This is a genomic window from Caldimonas manganoxidans ATCC BAA-369, from assembly GCF_000381125.1.
GTDB classification, from domain to species: Bacteria; Pseudomonadota; Gammaproteobacteria; order Burkholderiales; family Burkholderiaceae_C; genus Caldimonas; species Caldimonas manganoxidans.
The window spans coordinates 121558-147546 of sequence record NZ_KB905932.1 but is presented as its reverse complement, the minus strand read 5'-3'; the positions used below and the strand labels follow the sequence as shown (position 1 = coordinate 147546).

The following is a 25989-nucleotide window of genomic DNA, read 5'->3' as shown; positions in this document are numbered from 1 at the left end:
GCGCGGGTTGGCCATCCCCATTAAGGTGGAATCCCCCTCCCACTTTTTGGGGGGGGGCACAATCCGAGGGCATCGGTTGGAGAGGCAGAATGTTTCCTGAACGTGTCACCCTGGTCGACGTCGGCCCGCGCGATGGGCTGCAAAACGAAAAGCAGCCGGTGTCGGCGGCGCACAAGATCGAGTTGGTCCACCGCCTGCAGGCCGCGGGTCTGCGCGAGATCGAGGTCACCAGTTTCGTCTCCCCCAAATGGGTGCCGCAGATGGCCGACAACGCCGAGGTGATGGCCGGCATCCAGCGTCGGCCGGGCGTGCGCTATTCGGTGTTGGTGCCCAACATGAAGGGCTTGGAGGCCGCGTTGCCCACGCGGCCGGACGAGATCGTCGTCTTTGGCGCGGCCAGCGAGGCGTTCAGCCAGCGCAACATCAACTGCTCGATCGAGGAGTCGATCGAGCGTTTCCGCCCGGTGGTGCGCCTGGCGCGTGAACAGGGCTTGAAGGTGCGCGGGGCGATTTCCTGTGCCGTGGGCTGCCCCTACCAAGGCGAGGTCTCTGCCGACGAGGTCGAGCGGGTCGTGCGCCTGATGAAAGACATCGGCGTGCAACACGTGGGGGTGGCCGACACCATCGGCGTGGGCACGCCGCGTCAGGTGCGCGCCGCGATGGAGCGGGCCTTGCGTCACTATCCCTTGCACGAAGTGAGCGGTCATTTTCACGACACCTACGGCCAGGCCATCGGCAACATCTACGCCTGCCTGGAGATGGGCATCCACCATTTCGATGCCAGTGTGGCGGGCTTGGGGGGATGTCCCTATGCCCAAGGGGCCACGGGCAATGTGGCCACCGAGGATGTGGTCTTTTTGCTCCAGGGCCTGGGCATCGACTGCGGCATCGATTTGCAAGCGCTGGTCGATGCCGGCGAGTTCATCTCGCGCGTGCTGGGCCGCAAGCCCGTGTCGCGAGTGGCCAATGCGCTGCTGGCCCGACGTGCACGCATGGAGGCTGCGGCATGAATGCGGTGTGGCCTGCCGATCTGAGCCAACGCCCAGAGGGCTTCCAGCGCGTGGCCCGGGCGCTGGCCCAAGCCGGTCATCCGCAGCCGCCGGTGTTCCTGGAGGTGGCTGCACGCACGGCCCAGGAGGCGGCCGAGGCCCTGGGGGTGGCCGTCGGTCAGATCGCCAAGAGCATCGTGTTCCGGCGCCTGGCCGATGACGCCGCGGTGCTGGTCGTGACCTCGGGCGACAAGCGCGTGGACGAGCACAAAGTGGCCGCGCGGGTGGGGCCGCTTGCGCGGGCGGATGCGCAGTTCGTCAAGGAGCGCACGGGCTTTTCCATTGGCGGGGTGGCACCGGTGGCGCATCGGCAGGCGCCGGTGGTGCTGATCGACCGTGAACTCTTCCGCTTCGAGGTGGTCTGGGCCGCCGCCGGGCATCCCAACGGGGTCTTCCCGGTGACACCGTCGCAGCTGGTGGCGCTCACCGGCGCGCCGGTCGAGGACGTGGTGCTGTGAGCGCTCGCGCCCCATCGCTGCGGCCCGGGCAGGTGGCTAGCCCCTGCATCGGGGTGTGCCGCATGAATGCCTCGACCGGGTGGTGCGAGGGCTGCCACCGCACCCTGGAGGAGATCGCCGCCTGGTCGACGATGAGCGATGCCGACAAACGTGCGGTCTGGAAGCAATTGCCTGCGCGTCGTCAGGCCGCCGCGCACCGCAGCCCGGAGGGATCATGAAATCCTTGCAGTTCTGGTTCGACCCGGTGTCTCCCTATGCCTACCTGGCCTTCGAGCGGCTGCCCGAGGTGCTGGCCGGTTCGTCTTGTGCGGTGAGCTACCGGCCGGTGCTCTTGGCGGGTTTGTTGCAGCATTGGGGGCAACTGGGGCCGGCCGAGATCGCGCCCAAGCGGGACTGGACCTACCGCCAAGTGGCCTGGCTGGCGCAGCGTTTGGACATCCCTTTGGTGATGCCCGCGCAGCACCCCTTCAATCCCTTGGCCTTGTCGCGCCTGCTGCTGGCCCATGGCCGGACCACGGGCATGGCCGGCTCGGCCAATCGGTTTGCCTGTGAGACCGTCTTGCGCCGTGTGTGGCGCACGGGCGAGGCCGCCGGCGAAGCCGCGCAGCTGCAGGCCTTGGCCGAGGCGCTGGCCCCCGGGCAGGCCCAGAGCCTGCTGGCGGCCTTGCGGGAGCAGGAGGTCAAAGCCTTGCTGCGGGCCAACACGGAGCAGGCCGTGTCTGCGGGCATCTTCGGGGTGCCCACAGTGGTGGTCGAGGACAAAGCGTTCTGGGGCTTGGACGGGCTGGACATGCTCGTGGCCTACCTGCGGGGCGATGCGTGGTTCGACGGGCCGGCCTGGGAGGCGGCGGCCCGTGTGCCGCTGGGCCTGCCGCGCCGGGCAGGCGCGCTGCGGTCTTGAGCTCGGCCGGCGCCGCAGGGGTGCGCATCCCGGCTTGCGCTGGGGGGTTGTCGGCGGCAAGATGCAAGTCGGCCTTTGACGTGTTAGCGTCAGAGTGAAGGCGGGCACGGGCGCCCGCCAGCGATGCCATGCAGTCGGCGCCACCACTGCATGCAGCGTCTCTGCGCAGGCATTCGCGCACGAGGTGGCGGTCGGGGCGGCTCACCGATGGGCAAGCGCGCGCTGTACAGCAGTTCCAAGTCGGCGATTTCGGCGCAGCCGGTTCGCGCCGGGCCCCCACTCGGCGGGCCTTCGGCCGGCGGGGCCGCGGCGGGCCCGGTGGCCTCGCCGCAGGCGGCCGCAGCCCACCCCCCTGATGCGCCGGCCCCCGTGTCTCGTGCCGCCCGCTGGCGCGCTTGGGCGCGGCGGCACGAGCGTTGGGGATTGGTGCTGGCCGGTGGCCTGTTGGGGCTGGCGCTGACCGTGCTGCACGAGGCCTGGCGCGCTCCCCTGGGGCCCCTGACGCAGGACGACATCGACAAAGCGGTGCTGCACACCCTGGTGAACAAGCCCCTGCCGTCGATGGCGGCCAAGGCCTATGAAAAGATCCGCCCCTCGGTGGTGCGCGTGCGGGGGCTGAGCCCCCCCAATGCGCAAGGCCAGCAACGCGAAATCGGCACGGGCACTGGCGTGGTCATCGTCGATGAAGGCTTGATCCTGACCAACTTGCACGTGGTGATGGGCGCGCCGAGGTTGCAGGTGGTCTTTCACGATGGGCACGAGGCCGAGGCCGACGTGGTGGCGGTGCAGCCGGAAAACGACTTGGCGGTGATCAAGCCGCGCAGCCTGCCCGATGATCTGCAGCCGGCCACCCTGCGTTCCACCAGTGACCTGGCCGTGGGCGATGCGGTGGTGGCCGTGGGGTTCCCCTTCGGCATCGGCCCCACGGTCACCGCCGGCGTGGTCTCGGGCTTGGGGCGCGAGTTCCGCTCGCCCGAAGGCGAGCGCCTTCTGACCAACCTGATCCAGTTCGATGCGGCGGCCAACCCCGGCAGCTCGGGCGGCCCGTTGGTGACGGCCGACGGTGAGGTCGTGGGCATCGTCACGGCCATCCTCAACCCCACCGAGCACCGCGTCTTCGTCGGCATCGGATTCGCCGTCCCCATCGAAAACGCCGCCGCGGCGGTGGGCCTGTCGCCCTTCTGATGTTTGTCCCTCGACCCGTGATGAAAGGACGCCCGCATGAACAACACCGTCTCCTCTGCCCAAGCGGTGGCCGAGCAGATGCAGCGAGTGCTGTACGAGGTCAAGCGCGTGGTCGTCGGGCAAGACCACTTCCTCGAGCGCGTGCTGGTGGCCATGCTGGCCCAGGGGCATTTGTTGGTCGAGGGTGTGCCGGGGCTGGCCAAGACACTGACGGTCAAGACCCTGGCACGGGTGATGCGCGGCAGCTTCAAACGGGTGCAATTCACGCCCGATCTGGTGCCGGCCGACTTGGTGGGCACGCGCATCTACAACCAGAAGACCGGGGAGTTCCATACCTCATTGGGACCGGTGTTCACCCATTTGCTGCTGGCTGACGAGATCAACCGGGCCCCGGCCAAGGTGCAAAGCGCTTTGCTCGAGGTGATGCAGGAATACCAAGTCACCATTGCCGGGCAGACGCACCCGGTGCCGCGACCCTTCCTGGTGATGGCCACGCAAAACCCCATCGAGACCGAAGGCACCTATCCGCTGCCCGAGGCCCAGGTGGACCGCTTCATGATGAAGGTGCTGGTGGGCTATCCGAGCGAGGAGGAAGAATTCGTCATCGTGCAGCGCGTCACTGGCAGCCCTGAGGACGTGGCCGCGGTGGTCAGCACCGAGGAGCTCGCGCGGCTGCAGCAGGAATGCCGCAAGTGCTATGTGGACCCCTCGCTCATTCAGTACGCGGTCAAGCTGGTGGCCGCCACGCGCGCGCCGGAGCGTGTCGGGCTGCCCGAGCTGTCGCGCTATCTGAGCTTTGGCGCCAGTCCACGGGCCACGATCCACCTGATCGAAGGCGCACGTGCGCTGGCGCTGCTGCGTGGGCGGTCTTATGTGCTGCCCGAGGATGTGACCGACCTCGTGCCCGACGTGCTGCGGCACCGGCTGGTGCTGTCTTACGAGGCGCTGGCCGAGGCATTGTCGGCGGACCATCTGGTGCGGCGCATCATGGACAAGCTGCCCGTGCCTGACAAACCCCTGGACCCCCATGCGCGCCCCGAAGCCGTCGCCTGAGGTCCGGCGCCGGGCCGATGCCCGAGCCGCGTCGGATGGCCAGACCGCACCTTTCGATGCCGAGCAAACGCATGCCGCCCTCGGCGAGGCCGATCGCCTGCTGCGCCGGTTGGAGTGGACGGTGCTGCGACGCCTGGACGGCTGGCTCGAAGGCGACTACCGCACGCTGTGGCGTGGCCAAGGGCTCGATCTGGCCGACCTGCGGGAATACCAGCTCCACGACGACGTGCGCTACATCGACTGGAACGTGACCGCCCGCATCCAGGTGCCTCATGTACGCGAGTTCCAGCAAGACCGCGACATCAACGTGTGGTTCTTGCTCGACCTCAGCGGCTCGGTTCATTTCGGGGCTGGCGAGTTCAGCAAGCGCGACGTCTTGGTCGCCTTCGTGGCTTTGATGGCCCGCCTGCTCACACGCCACGGCAACCGCGTGGGCGCCCTCGTCTGCGGCGAGACGGTCGATACCGTGATGGCGGCGCGCGGCGGACGCAGCCAGGTGTTGCAACTGGTGCACCGGCTGCTGATGCGGCCCGCCCCGGCGGCGTCTGCGGCCACGCAAGGCACCGATCTGGCGCGCCTGTTCCACCGCGCCGGCAGTTTGATGCGCCGGCGCTCGCTGGTGTTCGTCGTGTCCGACTTCATCGCAGCCCCCGGCTGGACCGAGGCGCTGGGCCACTTGGCGCAGCGCCACGAGGTCCTGGCCGTCCGTTTGACCGATCCTCTGGAGGTGGCGCTGCCCGACCTGGGCTTGGTGATGTTCGAAGATGCCGAGACCGGCGAGCAGCTGTGGGTGGACACCCATGATGCGGGATTTCGCCGGCGCTTCGAGCAGGCCGCGCAGGACCGCGAGGCCGGTTTGCGCCTGGCCTTCGCCGATGCCAGGGTGGATGTGCTGGAGCTGGCCACCGACGAAGACCTGGTGGCGGCGGTGCGCCGTTTCGTGGAGCTGCGCCGGCTGCGTGTGCGCTTGGCCGCCGGCGGCGGGGCCGCGTCGATGCGTCCGGCGGCGGCCCTGGCCACACCCCCCCCGCTGGGTCCTTAGGGAGACGGACATGTCATTCCTCTGGCCGGAGATGTTGTGGTTGCTGGGGCTCGTCCCTGCGAGCGTGGTGGCCTACCTGTGGCTGCTGCGCCGTCGCCGACGCCTGGCGCTGCGTTATTCCGGGCTGTCCCTGGTGCGCGAGGCGCTGGGTCGCGGTGCGGGTTGGCGTCGCCACCTGCCGCCGGCGCTGATGCTGCTGGCCTTGGCCGGCCTGCTCGTGGCCGTGGCCCGGCCCACGGCCCGCGTGATCCTGCCCTCGCAACAGCGCATGGTGATCTTGGCGATGGACGTCTCGGGCAGCATGCGCGCCACCGATGTGGAGCCCAACCGCATGGCTGCCGCGCAGGCCGCGGCGCGGGAGTTCGTGGCCTTGCAAGACAGCAGCACCCGCATCGGCGTGGTCACCTTTGCCGGCACGGCGTTGCTGACCCAGCCGCCCACCTACAACAAAGAAGACGTGTTGGCCGCCATCGACCGCTTCAACTTCCAGCGCGCCACGGCCGTGGGCAGCGGCATCCTGGTGTCGCTGCAGGCCATCTTTCCAGACATCGAGTTCGACCTGCGCGGCAGCAATCCGCGTCCGGGTGGCGAGGACAACCGCCTGGGCCGCTCGCTCGACCAGCGCAACTCGGCTCGCAAGCCCCCGCCGCCGGTGGAGCCGGGCTCTTATGGCTCGGCAGCCATCATCTTGCTCACCGATGGCCAAACCACCACCGGCCCCAACCCGTTGGAGGCGGCCCGCATGGCGGCCGAACGCGGCGTGAAGGTCTACACCGTCGGGGTGGGCACCGAGCATGGCGAAATCTTGGTCGGCGACGGCTGGTCGATGCGCGTGCGCCTGGACGAAGACGCCTTGCGCAGCATTGCCCAGATCACCGGCGGCGAATATTTCTACGCCGGCTCGGCCCCGGACCTGAAGAAAATCTACCAGGGCCTGCATTCCAAGCTGGCCCTGGAGACCCGCGAGATCGAGGTCACGGCCCTGTTTGCCGCTGCAGCGGCCGCGCTGATGCTGCTGGCCGCCGGCCTGTCGGTGTTCTGGTTCCACCGGGTGGTGTAGCGAGGGCGCCGTGCGCGGTTCGGGCCTCATCGGTCGCCCAGGTGACGGCCGGCGATCCTGCGGCCGTGCATGATCCAGCCCCATGGCTCACACCACATCCACGATGAATGACATTGCTGTCCATGCCGAGGCCCCGGCCTCCTCGTCCGAGCCTGCGCCCCGTGCGGCTGCCACCTTGGTCGTCGTGCGCGACGGACCTTGCGGACTGGAGGTGCTGCTGCTGCGCCGAGCCGAACGCGGCGACCACAACAGCGGCGCTTGGGTGTTCCCGGGGGGGTTGGTCGACCCCGGCGACCGGTTGGCCAGCGCTTGCGCCCGCGGGTTGGAGGCACGCACGGCCAACGAGCGGCTGGGCCTGGACGATGGCGCGCTCGACTACTACATGTGTGCGATCCGCGAATGCTTCGAGGAATGCGGTCTGCTCTTTGCCGACGGGCCGCGCCCGGACGCGCCCACGCTGCAGACCTGGCGAGGCCAGATCCACCGCGGCGAACTGGCCTGGGCCGACCTGTGCCGCCGGGCCGGCTGGGTGCTGCGTCCAGACCGGCTGGCCTATCTCAGCCACTGGCTCACGCCCAAAGGGCGGGCCAAGCGCTTCGACACCCGCTTCTTCGTGGCCGTGGCCCCGGCGGGGCAGGACACGGCCCATGACGATCTCGAAACCGTCGAACATGGCTGGTTCCGCCCCCAGGACGTCTTGGCCCGCGATCCCGCCCAGTTCAAGCTGATGACCCCCACGCGCGTCACGCTGGATGTGCTGTCGCGTTTTGCCCAAGCCCGCGCCCTCATGGCCTGGGCCCACGCGCCGCGCGAGGTGGCCTTGGTGATGCCACGCATTGGCCGCGGGCCGCAGGGCGAGCGCCCGGTGATGCCCGATGAACCCGCCTGGGCCGAGATCGGCCGCCTGGACCCGCAAGGCCATGGGCATGCGTCCTACGCACTCGAGCCCGGCGTGCCGGTGCGTTTGTCCGAGCGGGTGATCCGCATCACCGCGCCCAATGGCAGCGTGATGACCGGGCCGGGCACCAACACCTACCTCGTCGGTGGCGGCGCAGCCCAACGCTGGACCGTGATCGACCCCGGTCCGCCGGACGAGGCGCATGTCCAAGCCGTTCTGGCTGCCGCCCCGGGGCCGATCGAGGCCATCGTCCTCACCCATAGCCACAAAGACCATTCCCCGGCCGCGTGGCGATTGCGCGAGCTCACCGGTGCGCCGGTGGCCGGCCGCTGGCCGGCCCATCCGCAGGGGCACGATGCCCATTTGGCACTGGATGTCGAGCTCCAACACGGGCAGCGCCTGAGCTGCGCGGAACATGCCCATCTGCGCGTGTGGCACACCCCCGGGCATGCGTCCAACCATCTGTGCTTCCTGCTCGAAGAGGAAAAGCTGCTGTTCACCGGCGATCACGTGATGCAGTCGTCCACCGTGGTGATCAACCCCCCGGACGGCGACATGACGGCCTACCTCGACTCGCTGCGCGCCTTGCTCGACCTGGACCTGGACTGGCTGGCCCCTGGCCACGGCTTTTTGATGGCCGAGCCGCGGCGCGTGCTCGAAGGCCTCATCGCCCACCGCCTGCACCGTGAGGCCCTGGTGCTGCAGGCCGTCGCCCGCCTGGGGCCGGCGTCGGTGCCGGTGTTGCGCGAGCAGGTCTACGCCGACTTGAGGCCGGCCCTGCATGCCATGGCCGAACGCTCCTTGCTGGCCCACTTGCTCAAGCTGCAATCCGAAGGCCGGGTGCGCGAGAGCGAGGCTGGCTGGATCGTGGCCTGAGCCTCAGCGCGGCGGCCGCAGCGGCTCGCCCCAAGCGCGCCGCCACAACCAAGGCAGGGCCTCGGCCAGGTCGGGGCGCGAGCCGACCTGCTCGGGGCGTGCCAGCGGCACCGGGTCGCTGCGCAGCTGCGCCATGCGGAACGTGAAGACGTAAAACGGTTCCTGGCCCATGCGCAGGTCGCTCATCAGCACCTGCCCATCACGCACCTGCATCTTGAAATAACCCTTGCTGAACCAGGCGATGCGCTGCACGGGTCCGTGATCGCGCAGGGCTTCGTAAAGCGCCTGTCCGCGATCGAAGCGGTCGAACGGGATCTGGCGGCCCTCGTCCAGCAAGGAGTAGAAGCCCTCCCAGTGCGCCTCGGGCGAGACCGCCACGATGCGCCACAACACGGTGTTGAAGGCCGTGGGCGTGGCCATCAGCTGCTGCACCGCCACGCCCTGGGCCGCCAGCGACTCGCGCGCGACGGCCAGGGCTTGTTGCTGGGCCACGACACTCCAGCCAAGATAGACGGTGCTCAGCACGAGCCCGGCCGCATTCCAGTGCAGACGGTCGACCCGGCGCGACCCCAAAGCCGCCGCGATGCCCACCAGCAAAGGCAAGGTGTACAGCGGGTCGATGATGAAGATGCTGCCCATGCCGAAGGGGTGGTCGGTGAAGGGCAAGGCCAGCTGGGTGCCATACACCGTCATCGCATCCAGCAGCGGGTGGGTCACCAGCGCCAGCCACAGGGCCAGCCACCAACGCCGAAACAGGCCCGTCTCCCCATGCACCCGAGTTACGATCGCGGCCAGCAGCGGTGCAGCCAGGCTCAGATAGAGCAAGGCATGGCTGGCGCTGCGGTGATACGTCATGTTGCGCACCGCATCACCGAAGTCGATCAGCACATCCAAATCCGGCAGGGTGCCTGCGATGCCGCCCCACAGGGCGGCCTTCCACCGTGCCGTGCGCCGCCCCATCACCGCCAGGCCGACGGCCGCGCCCAACGCCAATTGAGAAACGGAGTCCATCCTCCGATTGTCGCGGCGCACACGATCGCGCCAGTTTGGAACACCCCATCCCGCCCGTGCGTTGATCGCGCAACACCCCCCATTTTGGGGGTATGGGACCTTGGGCCGAGCCCTTCTAGCATGAGGGTATGGACGCTCGGTGTGGAAGCGCGCATGCGGGCCGTGTTGGCCTCAGCGACGCAGCCGGGCACAGGAGGGCGCGGTGACGCGGCGGTGGATGTGGGCGGCGGCAGCCGTCATGGGTCTGATCACGATGTGGGGTGTCTTGCCAGGCAGGCACGCCACGCATGACCGGGCCGATACCTTGCAGCGCCTGCGTGCCGGTGAGCCTTTGCGCGTGGGGTATGCCGTGGAGCCGCCTTATGCCGTGGTGCGCGCCGACGGACGGGTCGAGGGGCTGGCTCCCGAAGTGGCGCGGATGGTGGGCGAGCGTCTGGGGGTTGCCCATTACGAGTGGATCCAGACCCGCTTCGATGCCTTGATCCCCGAGCTGCGGGCGCATCGCTTCGACGTGGTGGCCGCAGGCATGTTCATCACCGCGCAGCGGGAGGCTTGGGTGGCGCATTCTCGGCCGATGATGCAAGTGCGCAGCGGCGTGTTGTGGCGGCGTGCCGCCGAAGACACCTCACCTGCGGCCGCCTGGCACGGGTGGGAGACGGTGCAGCGCGTGGCCGTGATCGAAGGTTCGGTGGAGCACCAGCGCTGGTTGGCCGGTGGTGGCCTGCAAGACCGCTTGATGCTCGTGCCCGATGCGGCCAGCGGACAGGCGGCCGTGCTCGAAGGCTGGGCCGATGCGTTCGCTTTGTCATGGCCGTCGGTGCAGTGGATGGCCGCGCACAGCCAAGGCCGCTTGCAGGCGCAGCCCTTGGCCCCTGGGGAGCTCTTGGGCGCGGACCTGGACCACCCCGCTTTCCAGTTCCGACATGAAGACCAGGCCTTGCGCCAAGCTTGGGATGCAGCCTTGCGCGATGTGCTCGTCAGCCCGCAGTACGCGGCCTTGCTGGCACGCTGGCAGGTGGGAGAGGACGCGCGCCCCACGTTGGAACAACCGCCGAGGGAGGGCGGCCCATGACGAAGTACCGCAAAAGATATCGATCACGCATGCGGGGGGTTTGGGATTGGCCCGTGTGGGCTTGGGCTGCCATCGTGGGCTCGGGGCTGATCTGCCTGACCATCGTGTGGCTGCAGCGCAGCCATTTGAACCAGTTGGAGCAGACGGTCGAGACCCTGCGCTACATGCGGGTGGCCCGCAGCGACGTGGCCCAAGGGATGTTGCATCTGGCGTTCGGCTCGGACGATGCGCTCGGGCCTTGGAATGCGGCCCAGGGGCAGGCCTTGATCGACCAGGCCCTGGACCAGCTCCACAAGATGGCCACTGCCGCGGGCGATCTCGATGCGCCCGCGCAAGAGCTGGCCGCTGCGATCACGCAGCTGCGTCAGGAATGGGCGAGCGCCGGCCAAGAGCGGCAGGCCTGGTTGCGCTCCAGCGCGGCACGTTTGATGCTCAGCCGCATCGACGCGGCGGCCGCGCGCATGGTGCAGGCGCTGGCGCAGCGCTTGGACGACAGCATCGCGATGCAGCGTCGTCGCCATGGGCTGGCTTGGGGCGGCGCCATTGTCCTGTTGGCCATGCTGGCTTGGGCGGTGCGTCGCGCCCTGCGCCGACAGCAGCGCATCGAAGCCGCTTTGCAAGACAGCCAGCAGCGTTACCGGGCGCTGGCCGACCAGCGCAAAACCCATCTGGACCAGGCTTTGGCCGAGCAGCGACGGGCCGATGCCTTCTGGCGCACGGTGGTCGATCACCAACCGACCCTGGTGGCCTATTGGGACAAAGAGCTGAGATTGCGCTTTGCCAACAAAGCCTACCTCGAATGGCTGGGCAAGAGCGCCGAGGAGGCGATGGGTCGCACCATTCCCGAGGTCGTGGGCGAAGACCTCTTTCAGCGCGAATGGCCCAAGATCCGGCGCATCTTGGAAGGCGAAAGCTTCGAGGGCGAGTACACCTGGGCCGTGGGCGAGCACACTCCGCGGCAGTTCTGGGCCTATCGCATGCCGGACCGGCGAGACGGCCAAGTCCACGGTTACTACTTCTTCGCCACCGATGTGACCGACCTGAAAGTGGCGCAAGACCACCTGGAAGCGCTCAACGTCGAGCTCACCCGCGCGCGCGACCGCGCCGAGGCGGCCAACCGGGCCAAAAGCGCGTTCCTGGCCAACATGAGCCACGAAATCCGCACGCCGATGAATGCCATCATCGGATTGACCCATTTGCTGCGCCAACAGATCGGCACGGGTGAACATGCCGACAAGCTGGACAAGATCGATGCGGCAGCCCAGCATTTGTTGTCCATCATCAACGACGTGCTGGACCTGGCCAAGATCGAGGCCGGCAAGCTGCAGCTCGAGCCGGCAGACTTCCGCATCGACACGATGTTGTCGCGCGCCTGCGACCTGGTGGGCCCGAAGGTGCGCGACAAAGGCCTGGAGCTCGTGCTCGATGCCGACCATCTGCCCGTGTCGGTGCACGGAGACGCCACCCGACTGTCACAAGCCCTGCTCAATTTGCTGAGCAATGCCGTGAAATTCACGGACCAAGGCATCATCGTGCTCAGCGGAGAGGTGCTCGCCGAAGATGCCCAGTACATTGAGCTGCGGTTCGCGGTGCGGGACACCGGCCCGGGCCTCACCCCCGAGCAGATCGAACGCATCTTCCACCCTTTCGAGCAACTCGACGGCAGCCGCACCCGCCGCCACGGCGGCACAGGCCTGGGCTTGACCATCACGCGCCATTTGGTGCAACTGATGGGCGGCCACATCGGCGTGGACAGCCAGCCCGGCCGGGGCAGCACTTTCTGGTTCACCGTGACTTTGCGTCGTGCGGCCACCCAGGCGGCACGCTCGGACGTGCGTCTGCGGGGCTTGCGGGTCTTGCTCATCGACGACCTCATCGAGGCTCGCCAGGCGCTGGGCGAGATGCTCCACATCATGGGGCTGCAGGTGCAGTCTTGCGACAGCGGCGTGCAGGCCGTGCACGACATGAGTCGGGGCGACGCATACCGGCCCGATGTCATCGTGACCGACTGGCTCATGCCCGAGCTGGACGGCTTGCAAACCGTGCGACGCTTGCGCGAACTGTGGGGGCCGCAGGCCATGCCTCCTTGTCTGATGGTCACCGCGCGTGATGATGCGGCCTTGCGCCAAGCCGCGCGCGACGAAGGGGTGGGGGTCGTGCTGCTCAAACCGGTGACGCCTTCGGCGCTGCACGATGCCTTGATTGCCTTGTTGGGCCAGCGTGTGCTGCATGCGCCATTGCCCAGTCCGGCCCCAGCGCAGCCGCAAGTGCCCTCAACGCAAGGACGTTTGCTGCTGGTCGAAGACAACCCCGTCAATCAAGAGGTTGCGCGCGAACTGCTGCGTGCGGTGGGTTTGCAGGTGGACGTGGCCGGCACCGGGGTGGATGCCGTGCGCATGGCTTCGGCCTATCCGTACCGTCTGATCTTGATGGACATGCACATGCCCGAGATGGATGGTTTGCAAGCCACTCGGGCGATACGGGCCTTGCCCGGGTATGCGCAAACCCCCATCGTGGCGATGACGGCCAATGCCTTCGGCGAAGACCGCGAAGCCTGCCTGGCGGCCGGGATGAACGACCACATCGCCAAGCCGGTCGAGCCGGCCTTGTTGTATGCCCGGCTGCGGCACTGGCTGCAACAGTAGATGCATGCCGCAATGGCGGCGACGCACCGTGATAGGCGTGGTAGGCCGTGCAGGACTCGAACCTGCGACCCAAGGATTATGAGTCCTCTGCTCTAACCGACTGAGCTAACGGCCCGAAGGGCAAGCCCCCGATTGTAGGCCGTGCTACTTTTGACTCAGCGCGTTGGACACCAGGCGCGAGGTGATGTCCACGATCTGGATCATGCGATCGTAGGCCATGCGGGTCGGACCGATCACGCCCAGGGTGCCCACGACCTGACCGTCCACCTCGTAAGGGGCCGACACGACGGACAGCTCCTCATAGGGCACCACTTGACTTTCGCCACCGATGTAGATGCGCACGCCCTCGGCGCGGCTGGAGACATCGAGCAGGCGCATGAGCTGGGTTTTTTGTTCGAACAGATCGAAGAGCTTGCGCAGCGATTCCAGATCGCTGGAAAAGTCTTGCACCGTCAGCAAGTTGCGCTCGCCCGAGACGACCACCTGCTCCTGGCTGCTGGCCATGGCCTCCGAGCCGGCCTGCACGGCCGCCTGCATCAGACTGGCGATTTCGCTGCGCAGGGCCTCCACCTCGGTTTGCAAGCGATTGCGCACTTCCTCCAGGGTCAAGCCAGCAAAGTGAGTGTTGACATAGTTCGTGGCCTCGACGAGCTGCGCCTGGGTGTAGTTGTGATCGGTGAACAGCACGCGGTTTTGGACATCGCCGTCGGGGGCGACCAAGATCACCAGCACGCGCCGCTCGGACAGGCGCAGAAACTCGATGTGATGAAACACCGAGGGCTTGCGCGGCGCGGTGATCACGCCCACGAAGTGCGACAGATTCGACAGCAATTGCGCGGCCGTGGCGATCACCCGCTGCGGCTGGTCGGGCTGCAGCTGGTCCCGCACGCTGGCCACCTCGGGCGGCGGCTGGTTCAAATCCAGCGGCCGGGCGGTGAGCATCGTGTCGACGAACAGGCGATAGCCGCGCGCAGTGGGCACCCGCCCGGCCGAGGTGTGAGGGCTGGCGATCAGCCCCATGTCTTCCAAATCGGCCATCACGTTGCGGATGGTGGCCGGGGACAACTCGAGCCCCGAGGCTTTGGACAGGGTGCGAGAACCCACCGGCTGGCCGTCGGCAATGTAGCGCTCGACCAGGGTCTTCAGCAGGGTTTTGGCGCGGTCGTCCAGCATGCCATGGATTTTAGGGCGCGCCGCCGCGCTACAAGGGGGGGTGGGCTGGGCGTATTCCCGGGTCGGGCGGGGGGGGCGATCGATCCTGGGCGGCGCCGGCGCTGTGGTGTAATCGCGCCCATGAAATCCCGCTTCCGTCACGTGGCACTGATCGGCAAATACCAGGCCCAGGGCATGCGCGGGGTGCTGGAGGACATTGCCCAGTTCATCTGCCGCCAGGGGGCGGAGGTCTCGCTCGAGCATGACACCGCGATGAACACCGGCTTGAGCGGCTATCCGATGCTCGATGCAGACGGCATGGGCCGCGAATGCGACCTGGCCGTCGTGGTGGGCGGCGACGGCACCATGCTGCACATTGCACGCGAGGTCGCGCGCCATGGGTTGCCGCTGGTGGGCATCAACCAAGGCCGCCTGGGCTTCATCACCGACATTCCGGTGGGCGAGGTGCGCGAAGTGCTGGGGCCCGTGATGGGCGGCGACTTCGAGGAGGAGCGCCGCAGCATGCTCGAAGGCCAGGTCGTGCGCGATGGCCAAGTGATTTTCGAAGCTTTCGCCCTCAATGACGTGGTGGTCAACCGCGGGGCCACCGCCGGCATGGTGGAGCTGCGCATCGAGGTGGCCGGCGACTTCATGGCCAACATCCGTTGCGACGGCCTCATCGTGGCCTCGCCCACCGGCTCGACGGCCTATGCCCTGTCCGCCGGCGGACCCATCCTGCATCCGGACATCGCCGGCTGGGTGCTGGTGCCCATTGCGCCGCACACCCTGTCCAACCGCCCCATCGTGCTGCCCGACGACAGCGAGGTGGCCGTGGAGATCGTCGGCGGGCGCGACACGAGCGTGAATTTCGACATGCAAAGCCTGGCCAGCCTGTTGCACGGCGACGTCGTGCGCGTGCGACGTTCGGCGCACCGGGTACGCTTTCTCCATCCGCGTGGCTGGAGCTATTACGCCACGCTGCGCAAAAAACTCCATTGGAACGAAGGTTTGGGGGCTTGAGCCGATGCTGCGCCGCATCGCCCTGAAGGATTTCGTCATCGTTCAAGAACTCGAGGTCGAGTTCGGGCCTGGCTTTTCCGTGCTGACCGGTGAAACCGGGGCCGGCAAATCCATCCTGATCGATGCCTTGCAGCTGGCACTCGGCGCGCGCGGCGATGCCGGCGTGGTGCGCGAGGGCGCGTCGCGCACCGAGATCAGCGCCGAATTCGACAGCCCCGCCACTTTGGCTGCCTGGTTGGACGAAGCCGGGTTCCAGACCGATGAGCTGCTGTTGTTGCGGCGCAGCATCGATGCCCAGGGCAAGAGCCGTGCCTGGATCAATGGCAGTCCGGCCACCGTGGCCCAGCTCAAGGCCGTGGGCGAGCACCTGGTGGACATCCACGGCCAGCATGCCTGGCAAAGCCTGACGCGGCCCGACGCGGTGCGGGGGTTGCTCGACGCTTATGCGGGCTGCGACCTGGCGCCGCTGGCGCGCGCCTGGTCGGACTGGCGAGCGGCGGCCCAGGCGCTGCAAGACGCCCGCGCCGGCCAGGATCACTTGCAGCGTGAGCGCGAGCGCCTGGCCTGGCAGATCGGCGAGGTGGACAAGCTTGCGCCGGGCCCGGACGAATGGGCCGAGCTCGATGCCGAGCATCGGCGGCTGAGCCACGCCCAGGCCCTGCTCGATGCGGTGCAGGCCGCCTTGCAGGCGGTGTCGGAGTCCGAGGGCAGCGCCGACGAGTTGACCGCCCGTGCCATCGACGGCCTGGAGGCCGTGGTCGGCTACGACGGCTCGCTGGCCGACGTGATCGAGGTCTTGCGCAGCGCCCAGGCGCAGCTCGAGGATGCCGCCTACAGCCTGAATGCCTACTTGCGCCGTGGCGAGCTCGACCCAGCGCGCCTGCAAGAGCTGGACGAGCGTTTGTCGAGCTGGATGGGCCTGGCGCGTCGCTACCGCTGTGCCCCGCCGGATTTGCCGGGGCTGTGGGCCCGGTGGAAGGACGAACTGGCCCGGCTCGAGGCGGCCAGCGACCTGCAAGGGCTGGAGCGAGCCGAGGCTCAGGCCCGCAAAGCCTACGACCAGGCCGCACGCGAGGTGTCCTGGGCCCGCCGCGAGGCCGCGCCTCGCCTGGCGCAAGCCGTCACCGAGGCGATGCAACGGCTGGGCATGGCCGGGGGCCGCTTCGAGGTGGTGCTGGTGCCCAACGAGGCCCCTCAGGCTTATGGCCTGGAGACCGTGGAATTCCTCGTGGCCGGTCATGCCGGCAGCTCACCGCGGCCGCTGGCCAAAGTGGCCTCCGGAGGCGAGCTGTCTCGCATCGCGCTGGCCATTGCCGTGACGACCAGCCAGCTGGGCGAGGCCGGCACGCTGATCTTCGATGAGATCGACGCTGGCGTGGGCGGCGCGGTGGCCGACACGGTGGGGCGTTTGATGAAGCAGCTCGGGCGCGACCGCCAGGTCTTGGCCGTCACGCATCTGCCCCAGGTGGCCGCATGTGCCGATCATCACTGGGTGGTCAGCAAGACCACCCAGGAAGGCCACACCACCAGCGGCTTGCGCGCGGTCTTCGGTGAGGACCGGGTGGCCGAGATCGCCCGCATGCTGGGGGGGCAGCAGCGGTCGGGCACCAGCTTCGCGCATGCCCAGGAAATGCTGGCCACGGCGGCCACCTCGCTGGAGCCGGCCGAGCCGCCGCGGGCACGGAGGCGCGGATGAGCCCGGCGGCGACGAACGCGTGGCGCGAGCTGGTGCTCATCACCGGCATTTCCGGCTCGGGCAAGTCGGTGGCGCTGCACGCGCTGGAAGACGCCGGCTATTTTTGCGTGGACAACCTGCCGGCGGAGCTGCTGGAGCCCTGCGTGCGACTCGTGCATGAGAAAGGCTCGGCCCGTGTGGCGATTGCGGCCGATGTGCGGGCCGTGCAGTCGCTGCCCTTGCTCAAGCCTGCCCTGGCGCGGCTGCGTGAGCAGGGTGTGGCGGTGCGGCCGGTCTTTCTCGATGCCTCCACCGACACCTTGGTGCGGCGCTTTTCGGAAACCCGCCGCCGCCATCCGCTGTCGGACCCCTCGGCGGCCGACCCCACTGCCCAGCGCGCGCTGATCGAGGCCATCGAGCTGGAGCGCGAGCTGCTGGCCGAGTTGCGCGAGCTGTCCACCATCATCGACACCAGCGAGCTGCGCCCGACCCAACTGCGCCAGTGGATACGCCAGATCGTGCAGGCCCCGGCGGCTTCGCTGACGCTGGTGTTCGAATCCTTCGCCTTCAAACATGGCGTGCCGCTCGATGCGGACTACGTCTTCGACGTGCGCATGCTGCCCAACCCCTATTACGACCGCGACTTGCGCCCTTACACCGGGCGCGACGCGCCGGTGATCGCGTACTTTCAACAACAGCCGGAGGTGGCCGAGATGGTGGCCCAGATCGAGGCCTTCTTGCGCCGCTGGCTGCCCGCGTTCGAGCAGGACCAGCGCGCCTACCTCACCGTGGCGGTGGGCTGCACCGGCGGGCAGCACCGCTCTGTCTACCTCGTCGAACAACTGGCCCAGCGCTTCCGGGCGCGCGGCTCCACCCTCATTCGTCACCGCGAACTCGATGCGCGTGACGCTGCTTCATGACTGCTCTGCCTGACCCTTCCGCGCTGCCGCTGTTCCCTTTGCAAACCGTGCTGTTCCCCGAGGGCTTGCTGAGCCTGAAGGTGTTCGAGGCGCGCTATCTCGACCTCGTCAGCCGCAGCTTGCGCACCCAGCATCCCTTTGGCGTGGTGGCTTTGCGCCAAGGGCATGAGGTTCGCCGCCCGGGCGAGGCGGTGGCCTTCGAGGCCGTGGGCTGCCTGGCCGAGCTGATCGAGGTCGACAGCGAGCAGGCCGGCATCCTGCAGGTGCGCTGCCGAGGCTCGCAGCGTTTCCGCATCCTGTCCACGCGTCAAGGCGAGGACGGGCTGTGGTGGGCCGAGGTGCAATGGCTGGCGCCCGATGCGGCCGTGCTGCCGCAGAAAGAGCATCTGGCCAGCGCACAGGCCCTGGCCAATGCCATCCAGATGTTGCGCCAGCGCGGCCCTTTGCCCTTCCTGGAGCCCTTCCACTTCGACGATGCCGGCTGGATCGCCAACCGCTGGTGCGAGATCTTGCCGATCCCGCTGATTGCGCGCCAACGCCTGATGGAACTGGACGACCCGCAGGTGCGCCTGAAGTTGGTCGATCAATTCTTGCGCAGCAAGGGCATCATCGGCGGCCCCTGAGGGCGCGTCGCGCCCGACGGCGCGTTGCGCAAGGCCAGCAGCTTGCGCAGCGGCGCTGGCAGGCCCCAGTCCTCCAAGGCTTCATAGGCGACCCATTGCCCCGGACCGCGAGGCTGCGGCTGCGGACCGTGCAGCACGCACTGGCGGGGGTGCAGCAGCCAGTCGAAATGTGTCAGCGCATGCGAGATGCTGGGCCAGGCGATCAGCGGCCCCGGCCAGTCCGCTCGCAAGGCGGCCTCGCTGTCGTATTCCGGCAGGCTGTGCAGGCCGGCCCACACGCCGCCGGCGGGCCGTGGTTGCAGCCATACCCGGCCTTCGTGCTCCAACCACAACCACCAATGCTCACGACGCCCACGCCGCAGCCTGCGGCTGCGCACGGGGTAGGCCTCGGGGCGGCCTTGGGCATGTGCGGCACACCAAGTCCGCACCGGACATTGCGCGCAGCGCGGCGAGCGTGCCGTGCACACCGTCGCACCCAGATCCATCAGGCCTTGGGTATAGGTGGCCATGTCGTGGGCTGGCAGCAATGCGGTGGCCTCGTCCCACAAAGCGCGCTCGTGACGGGCCTGAGCCAGGTCCTCGCCGAAGCCCAGCACGCGCGTGAGCACCCGCTTGACATTGCCATCCAGAATGGCTGCACGCTCGCCGAAGCAGAAGGCCGCAATGGCCGCCGCCGTCGAGCGACCGATGCCCGGCAACTCGGCCAGCGCCTGGGCCGTGCGCGGGAACTGCCCGCCGTGTTCGGCCACCACCACTTGGGCGCAGCGATGCAGATGGCGCGCACGGCTGTAGTAGCCCAGCCCGCTCCAGGCGGCCATCACCTCGTCATGGCTGGCGCGGGCCAGCGCATGCACGTCGGGGAAGCGCTGCAAAAAGCGCTCGTAATAGGCCAGCACCGTGCTCACCTGCGTTTGCTGCAGCATGATTTCCGACAGCCAGACACGGTAGGGCTCTCGGCTGCGCTGCCAGGGCAGATCGTGGCGGCCGTGCTCGCGCTGCCAAGCGATCACGGCCGGCGCGAAAGCTCGACGCAGCAAGGCGATGGACGAAGCTGGGCGCGACATGTACCGAGGCTGCGGGCGGTGTACGGGAGCACGCTCGAGCGACCGAACTCAGGCCTGCAAGGGCGCCGACTGTGTGCTGAGATCCAGATCGAGCGTCAATGGCTCGAAGTCTGCCGCGGGCAAGGGGGCGGCAGCCAGCTGCTGCAGGCGGCTGACCAGGCGGTGCAGGCGCTCCTGAAGTTCGCGGATGCGCACTTCTTGGGCTTCCATCTCATGCACGCGGGCTTCCAATTCGGCGGCGGCACTGCGCACGCGCTCCAGGGTTTCGCGGCGGCGTTTGAAGTTGCGGCGGCGGTCGCGCAATTGCGTGTCGATCTGCGCCGAGGCGGTCTTGTTCCACAGCTCCAGCTCGGCGCTGGCGCCTTCGAACACCACGCGCAGCTTGGAGACGAGCATGCGGCGGAACTGCGACATGAAGCGCTCGTTGGACAAGCGCAGCGCATGCGACAGCCCCAAGTATTGCGTGTAGTTGCGCTCGATCAGTTCCAGGTCGCGCATGAAACGCGAGAGGTCGGGGGCGGCCGGCATGGCCAGGCCGAACCCGAACTCGGCATTCAGTTTCTGGAACGACGCGCCCAGCATGGCATGGATCTCGTGGCCCTTGGCCTGGGCCTCGTCGAGCTTGGCACGCAACGTGTGTGCCATCTCGGCGAAAGCTTTGCGCGCGCCGAAATTGAGAATGGCCGAACGCAGCCGCTCCTGCAGCACCTCGGTGTGCCGGCGCACCACATCGCTGGAGATGCCCACCAGCGCGTCCTTGAGCATGCGCGAGTGCACCGAGCGCATGGCCTGTACATGGGCGATGCACTGTTCGAACTCCCTGCTTTCGGCCTCCACGCGACGGATCATCACCTCGACCATGCTCGCGTTTTTGCCGCGCAGCCCGCGCAGTTCGAGCAACTGCTCGGCGCACTGCCGCCGACGGTCGGCCAGGCGGCGGCCGATCTGCGCCTCCAGCCGGCCGGCACTGTCGATCACCAGTTGCGCCAGCACCTCCTTGCGATGCGGCAGCAACTGCCGGCCCAGCGCGTCCTCCAGCTCCAGCAGGCGGCTGGCGCGCAGGTCGTCGGCGTCGCCGGTCACACGGCCGGCCAGCGCGAGCTTGGCCGAAATCGGAAACACCCGCTCCTCGGGGATGCCCAGCGTCTGCGCCGTTTGGGCGCGCTGTCGGCCAATGTGCGCCTCCACTTCGGCCGGCGAGCTCAGCGGATCGGTCAGCGCATCGATCTTGTTCAGCGCCACGTAGCGCTCCAGCGGCTGGCCGCAGAGATGATCCCGCCAAATCGCCAGGTCGGATTTCGTCACGCCGGTGTCGGCCGCCAGAATGAACACGGTGGCATGCGCCGAAGGCAACAGGCTGACGGTCAGCTCGGGCTCGGCACCGATGGCATTCAAGCCCGGCGTGTCCAGGATCACCAGGCCGCGCTTGAGGAGCGGATGCGGGTAGTTGATGATGGCATGTCGCCAGGCCGGCACCTCGACCAGCCCGTCTTCGCCCAGCGGCGGATTGTCCTGGGTTCGCTCCTCATCCCAGAAGCCCAGTGCACGGGCTTGTTCTGGCGAGACACGCTGCGTGGCCATCACGCGGGTCAGCGCCTCGGCCAGTTCGTCGGGCCGCTTCACGTCGAGTGGAACCTGGACCCAGGCGTCGTCTTGCAGGCGCAACTCGGCCAGCGACGCCGTCCCCAATCGCGTCTCGATGGGCAGCAGGCGCAGCGATGGCGCCTCGTCGGGGTCGTAGCTCAGCTCCACCGGACACATCGTGGTGCGCCCAGGCGTGGCCGGCAGGATCCGTCGGCCGGTGTCGGCAAAGAAGATCGCGTTGATCAGCTCGGACTTGCCGCGGGAAAACTCCGCGACGAAGGCCACCACCAGGCGATCGCGGGCCAGCCGGGCCTGCAAAGACTCCAGCAAGTCCGCTGCCGGCTCGTCCAGCAAATCATGGTCGAAGAGAAAGCGCGACAACTCCTGCAGCTGGATCTCGAGATCGGCGCGCCACAAACTCAAGGCATCGAACTTCAGCGCGAACGAGGGTGACGTAGCGGCAGAGGACATGGCGGCCATACCGGGCATGCGAGATGGAAGCAAGCATGGTAGCGCATGGCTTGCCAGCGGCGTTGCCTCGGGTCGCCACCGGACGGACCTTCGTCACGACCGCAGCGGCGACCACACCTTGTGAGGTGGGGCACCGGGTCAGCCGCGGGTTTGGCACTGCGGGCAGAAGTAGGTGGATCGCTGGCCTTGCACGATGCGACGGATCGGTGTGCCGCAGTTCAGACACGGCAGCCCTTGGCGGCCGTAGACGCGCGCTTGGTCCTGGTAGGCGCCGCCATGGCCTTGAGCATTGCGAAAGTCTCTCAGCGTGGAGCCGCCGGCCGCCAGTGCGCGCCTCAACGTCTCGCGGATGGCTTGCGCCAGGCGCTCGCAGCGCGGCCGACTCAGCCGAGCGGCCGGGGTGCGCGGGTCGATGCCCGCGGTGAACAGGGCCTCGCTGGCGTAGATGTTGCCGACGCCCACCACCACGTCCCCAGCCAGCAAGGCCTGTTTGATGGCCAAGCGGCGTCCGCGCAGGCCGGCGTGCAGCACGGCTCCATCGAAACCGGGCTCCAGCGGCTCCGCACCCAAGGCGGCCAACAGCTTGCGCGCCGGGTCGGTCTCCAGCGACTGCGACCACACCACGGCGCCGAAGCGTCGCGGATCATGCAGCCGCAGCAGGCCGTGGGTCGTCCACAGATCGAAATGGTCGTGCGGCCCCGGCGGCTGAGGCATGCGTTCGTAGCGCAGCGAGCCAGACATGCCCAAGTGCATCAGCAGTCCACCGCGGTCCAGCGGCAGCCACAGGTACTTGCCGCGGCGACAGGCTTCGCCCACCGTCTGGCCCTGCAAAGACTCGGGGGCGCATCCCAAGGGCCAGCGCAATGGCTTGCCCAGGCGCACGTCCAGCACGCGGGCGCCGAGCAGCTGAGCGGCAAAACTTTGCCGGGTGACTTCGACTTCGGGCAGTTCGGGCATGCAGGGAATTATCCGGGCGTCCTTAGAATCCAATCGACGTCGAGGAGAGTTGCTCATGCCCATGCGTGCCCTGAATGTGCGAGTGCTGGTCGCGGCCCTGGCCGCGCAGGCCATGCTTTGGGGCGCCCCGGCGCGGGCGCAGGCCGCCTCGGCCGCCCCGACGCCCAGCGCGGCCGAGTCGGCCGTCGTGAACTCGAGCCTGGACGCGGCCTTGTTCTACCAGCTCCTCGTTGCCGAGATGGAGCTGCGCGCTGGCGCGGCCGGTACGGCCTACGAACTGTTGCTCGATGCCGCACGCAAGACCGGCGACGAGCGCCTGTTTCAGCGGGCCACCGACATTGCGTTGCAAGCCCGTGCTGGCGAGCAAGCCCTGGCGGCGGCGCAGGCCTGGCGTGCTGTCGTGCCCCAGTCGCTCGATGCCTTGCGCTACCTGGCCCAAATCCAGGTGGGCCTGGGTCGAGTGGCGCAGGCGCAAGAACCCTTGCAGACCATGCTGGAGCGCACCGCGCCGGCCGAGCGGGCGCACGCGATCGCACTGCTGCCGCGTCAATTTGCCCGCGCGGCGCAATTGCCGCAGGTGGTGGCCATGCTCGATGCGGTGCTGCGGCCCTATCTGGCGCAGCCGGACACCCGTCTTGCGGCCTTGGTGGCCCAGGCGCGCATGCGCCTGCTGCTGCGGGAGCCGCTGCAGGCGCTGGAACTGGCCCGGCAGGCCCAGCAGATCGACCCGGCTGCCGAGGGGCCGGCGCTCATTGCGCTGGAGTTGGTGGGCCAACAGCCGCAAGCCGATGCCGTGGTGGCGGCCTATTTGCAGGCGCGACCGCAAGGGCATGCCCTGCGCCTGGGCTATGTGCGCCAACTCGTCAGCCAGCAGCGCTATGTCGAGGCCGCAGCCCAACTGGACGAAGCGCTGCGGCACGACCCCGCGTTGGCGCCGGCCTGGCTCAGCCTGGGCGCCTTGCGGCTGGAGCTCAAGGAGCTCGAGGCTGCCGAACAGGCGCTGCGTCGCTATGTCGAGCTTGGGGCTGCGGCGCCGAGTTCGGACGATGCGTCCACGGCCGTCACCACCGAGGGTCTGACGCAGGCCTATCTGATGCTGGCCCAGGCCGCCGAGTCGCGTGGCCTGATGCAGCAGGCCGAACAGTGGCTGGCACGGGTGGACGACCCGGCCGCGGCGCTGAGCGTGCAGCAGCGTCGCGCCTCCTTGCTGGCTCGGCAAGGCCGGCTCGACGAAGGCATTGCGCTGATCCGCCGCCTGCCCGAAGACGAGCCCCAGATGGCGCGCGCCAAGCTGCTGGCCGAGGCCCAGTTGTTGCGTGACCAGCAGCAGTGGCCGCGGGCCTATCAGGTGTTGGGGCAGGCCAATGAACGCTTTCCCGATGACGTGGACCTGCTGTACGAGCAGGCCATGATGGCCGAAAAGACCAACCGCATCGACCGCATGGAGGAACTGCTGCGGCGGGTCATCGAGCTCAAGCCCGACCACTACCACGCCTACAACGCCCTGGGCTACACGCTGGCCGACCGCAACCTGCGCTTGGACGAAGCGCGCGCCCTCATCGAAAAAGCGTTGTTCTTGGCGCCCGATGAGCCCTTCATCGTCGACAGCCTGGGCTGGGTGAAATACCGCCTGGGCCAGCGCGAAGAAGCGCTGCAACACCTTCAACGCGCCTATCGAGCGCGTCCGGACACCGAGATCGCGGCGCACTTGGGCGAAGTGCTGTGGGTGCTGGGGCGGCACGAGGAGGCGCGGCGCATCTGGCGCGAAGGGCAGGCGCGTGATGCGTCCAACGAGGTGCTGCGCGAGACCTTGCGCCGATTTGGGGTGGATCTGTGAGGCGCGGGGCCGCAGCGGTGCGGCGCGCCGGCTGGGCTGGCGTGGTGCTGGCCGTGTTGGCCGGCTGCGCCAGCCTGCCCAGCGCCGATGAGGCCTTGGCCTTGGCGGCCTCGGGGCGCCTGGCCGTGCGGGTGGATGCCCCCGAAGGTGTGCGCTCGACCACGGCCGTCTTCGAGCTGCTGGGCCACCCCGACCGGGGCGAATTGCGCCTGGCCAGTCCGTTGGGCACGGTGATGGCCGTGGCCGCCTGGCAACCCGGGGCGGCTTGGGTGCTGATGCGCGGGCAGCGCTACGACTATGCCGGCTTGGAGGACCTCACCCGCGAGCTCGTGGGGGCATCCTTGCCGGTGGCCGCCCTGTTCGATTGGTTGCGTGCCCGTCCCTGGCCGGGGGCCTCGAGCCGGCCGCGCGAAGGCGGCGCGGGCTTCGAGCAACTGGGCTGGACGGTGGAGCTCGACGGCGCCGACCAAGGGCTGATCGTGGCGCGGCGCGCTGCTCCGGTGCCGGTGATCGTGCGCGCCCGTTTGGACTCATGAAAGCCTGTTACGACCTGCCGGCGCCGGCCAAGCTGAATCTGTTTTTGCATCTGGTGGGCCGGCGGGCCGACGGGTATCACTTGCTGCAATCGGTCTTCGTGCCGATCGATTGGGGCGATGTCCTGCACATCGAGCGTCGCGACGACGGCCGGCTGCGGCGGCACGACCTGGGCGCACGCCTGCCCGACGACGATTTGTGCCTGCGCGCGGCCCGCGCCTTGCAAGGGGCCAGCGGCACCCGCTACGGCGCGGACATCCACCTCGACAAACGCGTGCCCTGGGGCGCCGGTCTGGGCGGCGGCAGCTCGGATGCGGCCACCACGTTGATCGCGCTGAACCGCCTGTGGGGCTTGCACTGGCCCCGTGCTCGGCTCATCGAGTTGGGCTCGACGGTCGGCGCGGATGTGCCCTTCTTCCTGGGGCCGGGACCGGCCTGGGTCGAGGGCATCGGCGAGCGCTTGACCCCGTTGGACCTGCCGGCGGCCGAGCTGGAAGTGCTCAAACCCCCGCAAGGCTTGGCCACCCGCGAGCTTTTTGCCAGCCCCCTCTTGGTACGCGACACAAAACCTGCTATAGTTGCGGACTTTCTTGCAGACCCCCGGGGATTTGGCAGGAACGACATGCAAGCGGCAGCGGTTGCGCTTTGTGCGTCGGTTGGTCAAGCCCTGGAATGCTTGAAGCAGCGGTGCGGCAATAGCCGCATGACGGGTTCGGGCAGTGCGGTGTTCGCATGGGTTGGCGAGAAAATTGGCGCCGCAACCGGTGTCAGCCTGCAGGGTCCTGATGTGCCCGAGGGGTGGCAGTGGCGCAGGTGCCGCAGTCTGGAGCGACATCCCCTTGCGGGTTGGGTTTCGGATTGAGCGCGACGAGTTGTCGGCCGGCGTCAGGGCTTGGAGGCCC

The 25989-nt window shown here is 68.3% G+C and carries 23 protein-coding genes and 1 tRNA gene; 18 read left to right on the top strand and 6 right to left on the bottom strand.

Going from position 1 to position 25989, the window contains the following annotated elements:
- The first annotated feature begins 89 nt into the window (after positions 1-89).
- The 9 genes from F615_RS0103680 to F615_RS0103640 all read left to right on the top strand — a co-directional run bounded on the left by F615_RS0103680 (position 90) and on the right by F615_RS0103640 (position 8522).
- The gene (locus F615_RS0103680; protein ID WP_019559822.1) at positions 90-1010 is read left to right on the top strand and encodes a hydroxymethylglutaryl-CoA lyase; all 921 of its coding nucleotides are present in this window, start codon (positions 90-92) and stop codon (positions 1008-1010) included.
- The gene (locus F615_RS0103675; protein WP_019559821.1) at positions 1007-1507 is read left to right on the top strand and encodes a YbaK/EbsC family protein; all 501 of its coding nucleotides are present in this window, start codon (positions 1007-1009) and stop codon (positions 1505-1507) included. Before F615_RS0103680 ends, F615_RS0103675 begins: the two co-directional genes overlap by 4 nt.
- Positions 1504-1725, top strand: coding sequence for a DUF1289 domain-containing protein (locus F615_RS17715; RefSeq protein WP_033370907.1), 222 nt, complete (start codon positions 1504-1506; stop codon positions 1723-1725). Before F615_RS0103675 ends, F615_RS17715 begins: the two co-directional genes overlap by 4 nt.
- Entirely contained in the window at positions 1722-2408 is a 687-nt protein-coding gene (locus F615_RS0103665) for a 2-hydroxychromene-2-carboxylate isomerase (RefSeq protein ID WP_019559819.1), read from the top strand. The genes F615_RS17715 and F615_RS0103665 overlap by 4 nt, the downstream gene beginning before the upstream one ends.
- Before the next feature lie 207 nt (positions 2409-2615).
- Entirely contained in the window at positions 2616-3593 is a 978-nt protein-coding gene (locus tag F615_RS0103660) for a S1C family serine protease (protein ID WP_019559818.1), read from the top strand.
- Between the two features lie 36 nt (positions 3594-3629).
- Complete coding sequence (locus tag F615_RS0103655; protein ID WP_019559817.1) at positions 3630-4646, top strand: AAA family ATPase; 1017 nt, start codon at positions 3630-3632, stop codon at positions 4644-4646.
- On the top strand, positions 4621-5688 hold the full coding sequence (locus F615_RS0103650; RefSeq protein ID WP_019559816.1) for a DUF58 domain-containing protein: 1068 nt from the start codon (positions 4621-4623) through the stop codon (positions 5686-5688). Before F615_RS0103655 ends, F615_RS0103650 begins: the two co-directional genes overlap by 26 nt.
- Positions 5689-5698: 10 nt before the next feature.
- The gene (locus F615_RS0103645; RefSeq protein WP_019559815.1) at positions 5699-6748 is read left to right on the top strand and encodes a VWA domain-containing protein; all 1050 of its coding nucleotides are present in this window, start codon (positions 5699-5701) and stop codon (positions 6746-6748) included.
- A gap of 103 nt (positions 6749-6851) precedes the next feature.
- Positions 6852-8522 carry an MBL fold metallo-hydrolase gene (locus tag F615_RS0103640; protein WP_019559814.1) on the top strand — a complete coding sequence of 557 codons (1671 nt, stop codon included), beginning with the start codon at positions 6852-6854 and terminating at the stop codon, positions 8520-8522.
- A 3-nt stretch (positions 8523-8525) separates the two neighbouring features.
- Here F615_RS0103640 and F615_RS0103635 read toward each other — a convergent pair whose 3' ends face one another.
- Positions 8526-9533: a metal-dependent hydrolase gene (locus tag F615_RS0103635; protein WP_019559813.1), complete on the bottom strand. Its 1008-nt coding sequence runs from the start codon at positions 9531-9533 to the stop codon at positions 8526-8528.
- A 238-nt stretch (positions 9534-9771) separates the two neighbouring features.
- Between F615_RS0103635 and F615_RS17710 the strand changes: the two genes are divergently transcribed.
- Positions 9772-10605: a transporter substrate-binding domain-containing protein gene (locus F615_RS17710; RefSeq protein WP_211211777.1), complete on the top strand. Its 834-nt coding sequence runs from the start codon at positions 9772-9774 to the stop codon at positions 10603-10605.
- Positions 10606-10634: 29 nt separating this feature from the next.
- The gene (locus tag F615_RS17705) at positions 10635-13250 is read left to right on the top strand and encodes a PAS domain-containing hybrid sensor histidine kinase/response regulator (RefSeq protein ID WP_019559811.1); all 2616 of its coding nucleotides are present in this window, start codon (positions 10635-10637) and stop codon (positions 13248-13250) included.
- Positions 13251-13288: 38 nt separating this feature from the next.
- Here F615_RS17705 and F615_RS0103620 read toward each other — a convergent pair.
- Positions 13289-13365, bottom strand: a tRNA-Ile gene (locus F615_RS0103620).
- A 29-nt stretch (positions 13366-13394) separates the two neighbouring features.
- Positions 13395-14423, bottom strand: coding sequence for a heat-inducible transcriptional repressor HrcA (gene hrcA / locus F615_RS0103615; protein ID WP_019559810.1), 1029 nt, complete (start codon positions 14421-14423; stop codon positions 13395-13397).
- A 120-nt stretch (positions 14424-14543) separates the two neighbouring features.
- Between hrcA and F615_RS0103610 the strand changes: the two genes are divergently transcribed.
- The 4 genes from F615_RS0103610 to F615_RS0103595 are packed head-to-tail and all read left to right on the top strand — an operon-like array spanning position 14544 to position 18640.
- Entirely contained in the window at positions 14544-15422 is an 879-nt protein-coding gene (locus tag F615_RS0103610; RefSeq protein WP_019559809.1) for an NAD kinase, read from the top strand.
- A gap of 4 nt (positions 15423-15426) precedes the next feature.
- Complete coding sequence (recN, locus tag F615_RS0103605; RefSeq protein WP_019559808.1) at positions 15427-17118, top strand: DNA repair protein RecN; 1692 nt, start codon at positions 15427-15429, stop codon at positions 17116-17118.
- Positions 17115-18017 (top strand): RNase adapter RapZ, encoded by a 903-nt coding sequence (gene rapZ / locus F615_RS0103600; protein ID WP_019559807.1) that lies wholly within the window; start codon positions 17115-17117, stop codon positions 18015-18017. The genes recN and rapZ overlap by 4 nt, the downstream gene beginning before the upstream one ends.
- Positions 18014-18640, top strand: coding sequence for an LON peptidase substrate-binding domain-containing protein (locus tag F615_RS0103595; RefSeq protein WP_019559806.1), 627 nt, complete (start codon positions 18014-18016; stop codon positions 18638-18640). The genes rapZ and F615_RS0103595 overlap by 4 nt, the downstream gene beginning before the upstream one ends.
- Here F615_RS0103595 and mutY read toward each other — a convergent pair.
- The 3 genes from mutY to mutM form a co-directional block, all read right to left on the bottom strand.
- Entirely contained in the window at positions 18601-19704 is a 1104-nt protein-coding gene (gene mutY / locus F615_RS0103590; RefSeq protein WP_019559805.1) for an A/G-specific adenine glycosylase, read from the bottom strand. The genes F615_RS0103595 and mutY overlap by 40 nt on opposite strands.
- Before the next feature lie 48 nt (positions 19705-19752).
- Positions 19753-21759 (bottom strand): dynamin family protein, encoded by a 2007-nt coding sequence (locus F615_RS0103585; protein WP_156824526.1) that lies wholly within the window; start codon positions 21757-21759, stop codon positions 19753-19755.
- Between the two features lie 138 nt (positions 21760-21897).
- Positions 21898-22716 (bottom strand): bifunctional DNA-formamidopyrimidine glycosylase/DNA-(apurinic or apyrimidinic site) lyase, encoded by an 819-nt coding sequence (gene mutM / locus F615_RS0103580; protein ID WP_019559803.1) that lies wholly within the window; start codon positions 22714-22716, stop codon positions 21898-21900.
- 55 nt (positions 22717-22771) lie between these two features.
- Here mutM and F615_RS0103575 point away from each other — a divergent pair, with 55 nt between their 5' ends.
- Genes F615_RS0103575 through ispE form a run of 3 tightly spaced genes read left to right on the top strand, consistent with a single transcriptional unit; the run spans position 22772 to position 25949 of the window.
- Positions 22772-24553 (top strand): tetratricopeptide repeat protein, encoded by a 1782-nt coding sequence (locus F615_RS0103575; RefSeq protein WP_019559802.1) that lies wholly within the window; start codon positions 22772-22774, stop codon positions 24551-24553.
- A complete protein-coding gene (locus tag F615_RS0103570; RefSeq protein ID WP_245558311.1) occupies positions 24550-25089 on the top strand; it encodes a lipoprotein insertase outer membrane protein LolB in 540 nt (179 codons plus the stop codon). Before F615_RS0103575 ends, F615_RS0103570 begins: the two co-directional genes overlap by 4 nt.
- Positions 25086-25949, top strand: coding sequence for a 4-(cytidine 5'-diphospho)-2-C-methyl-D-erythritol kinase (gene ispE, locus F615_RS0103565; RefSeq protein WP_019559800.1), 864 nt, complete (start codon positions 25086-25088; stop codon positions 25947-25949). The genes F615_RS0103570 and ispE overlap by 4 nt, the downstream gene beginning before the upstream one ends.
- Positions 25950-25989 lie beyond the last annotated feature (40 nt).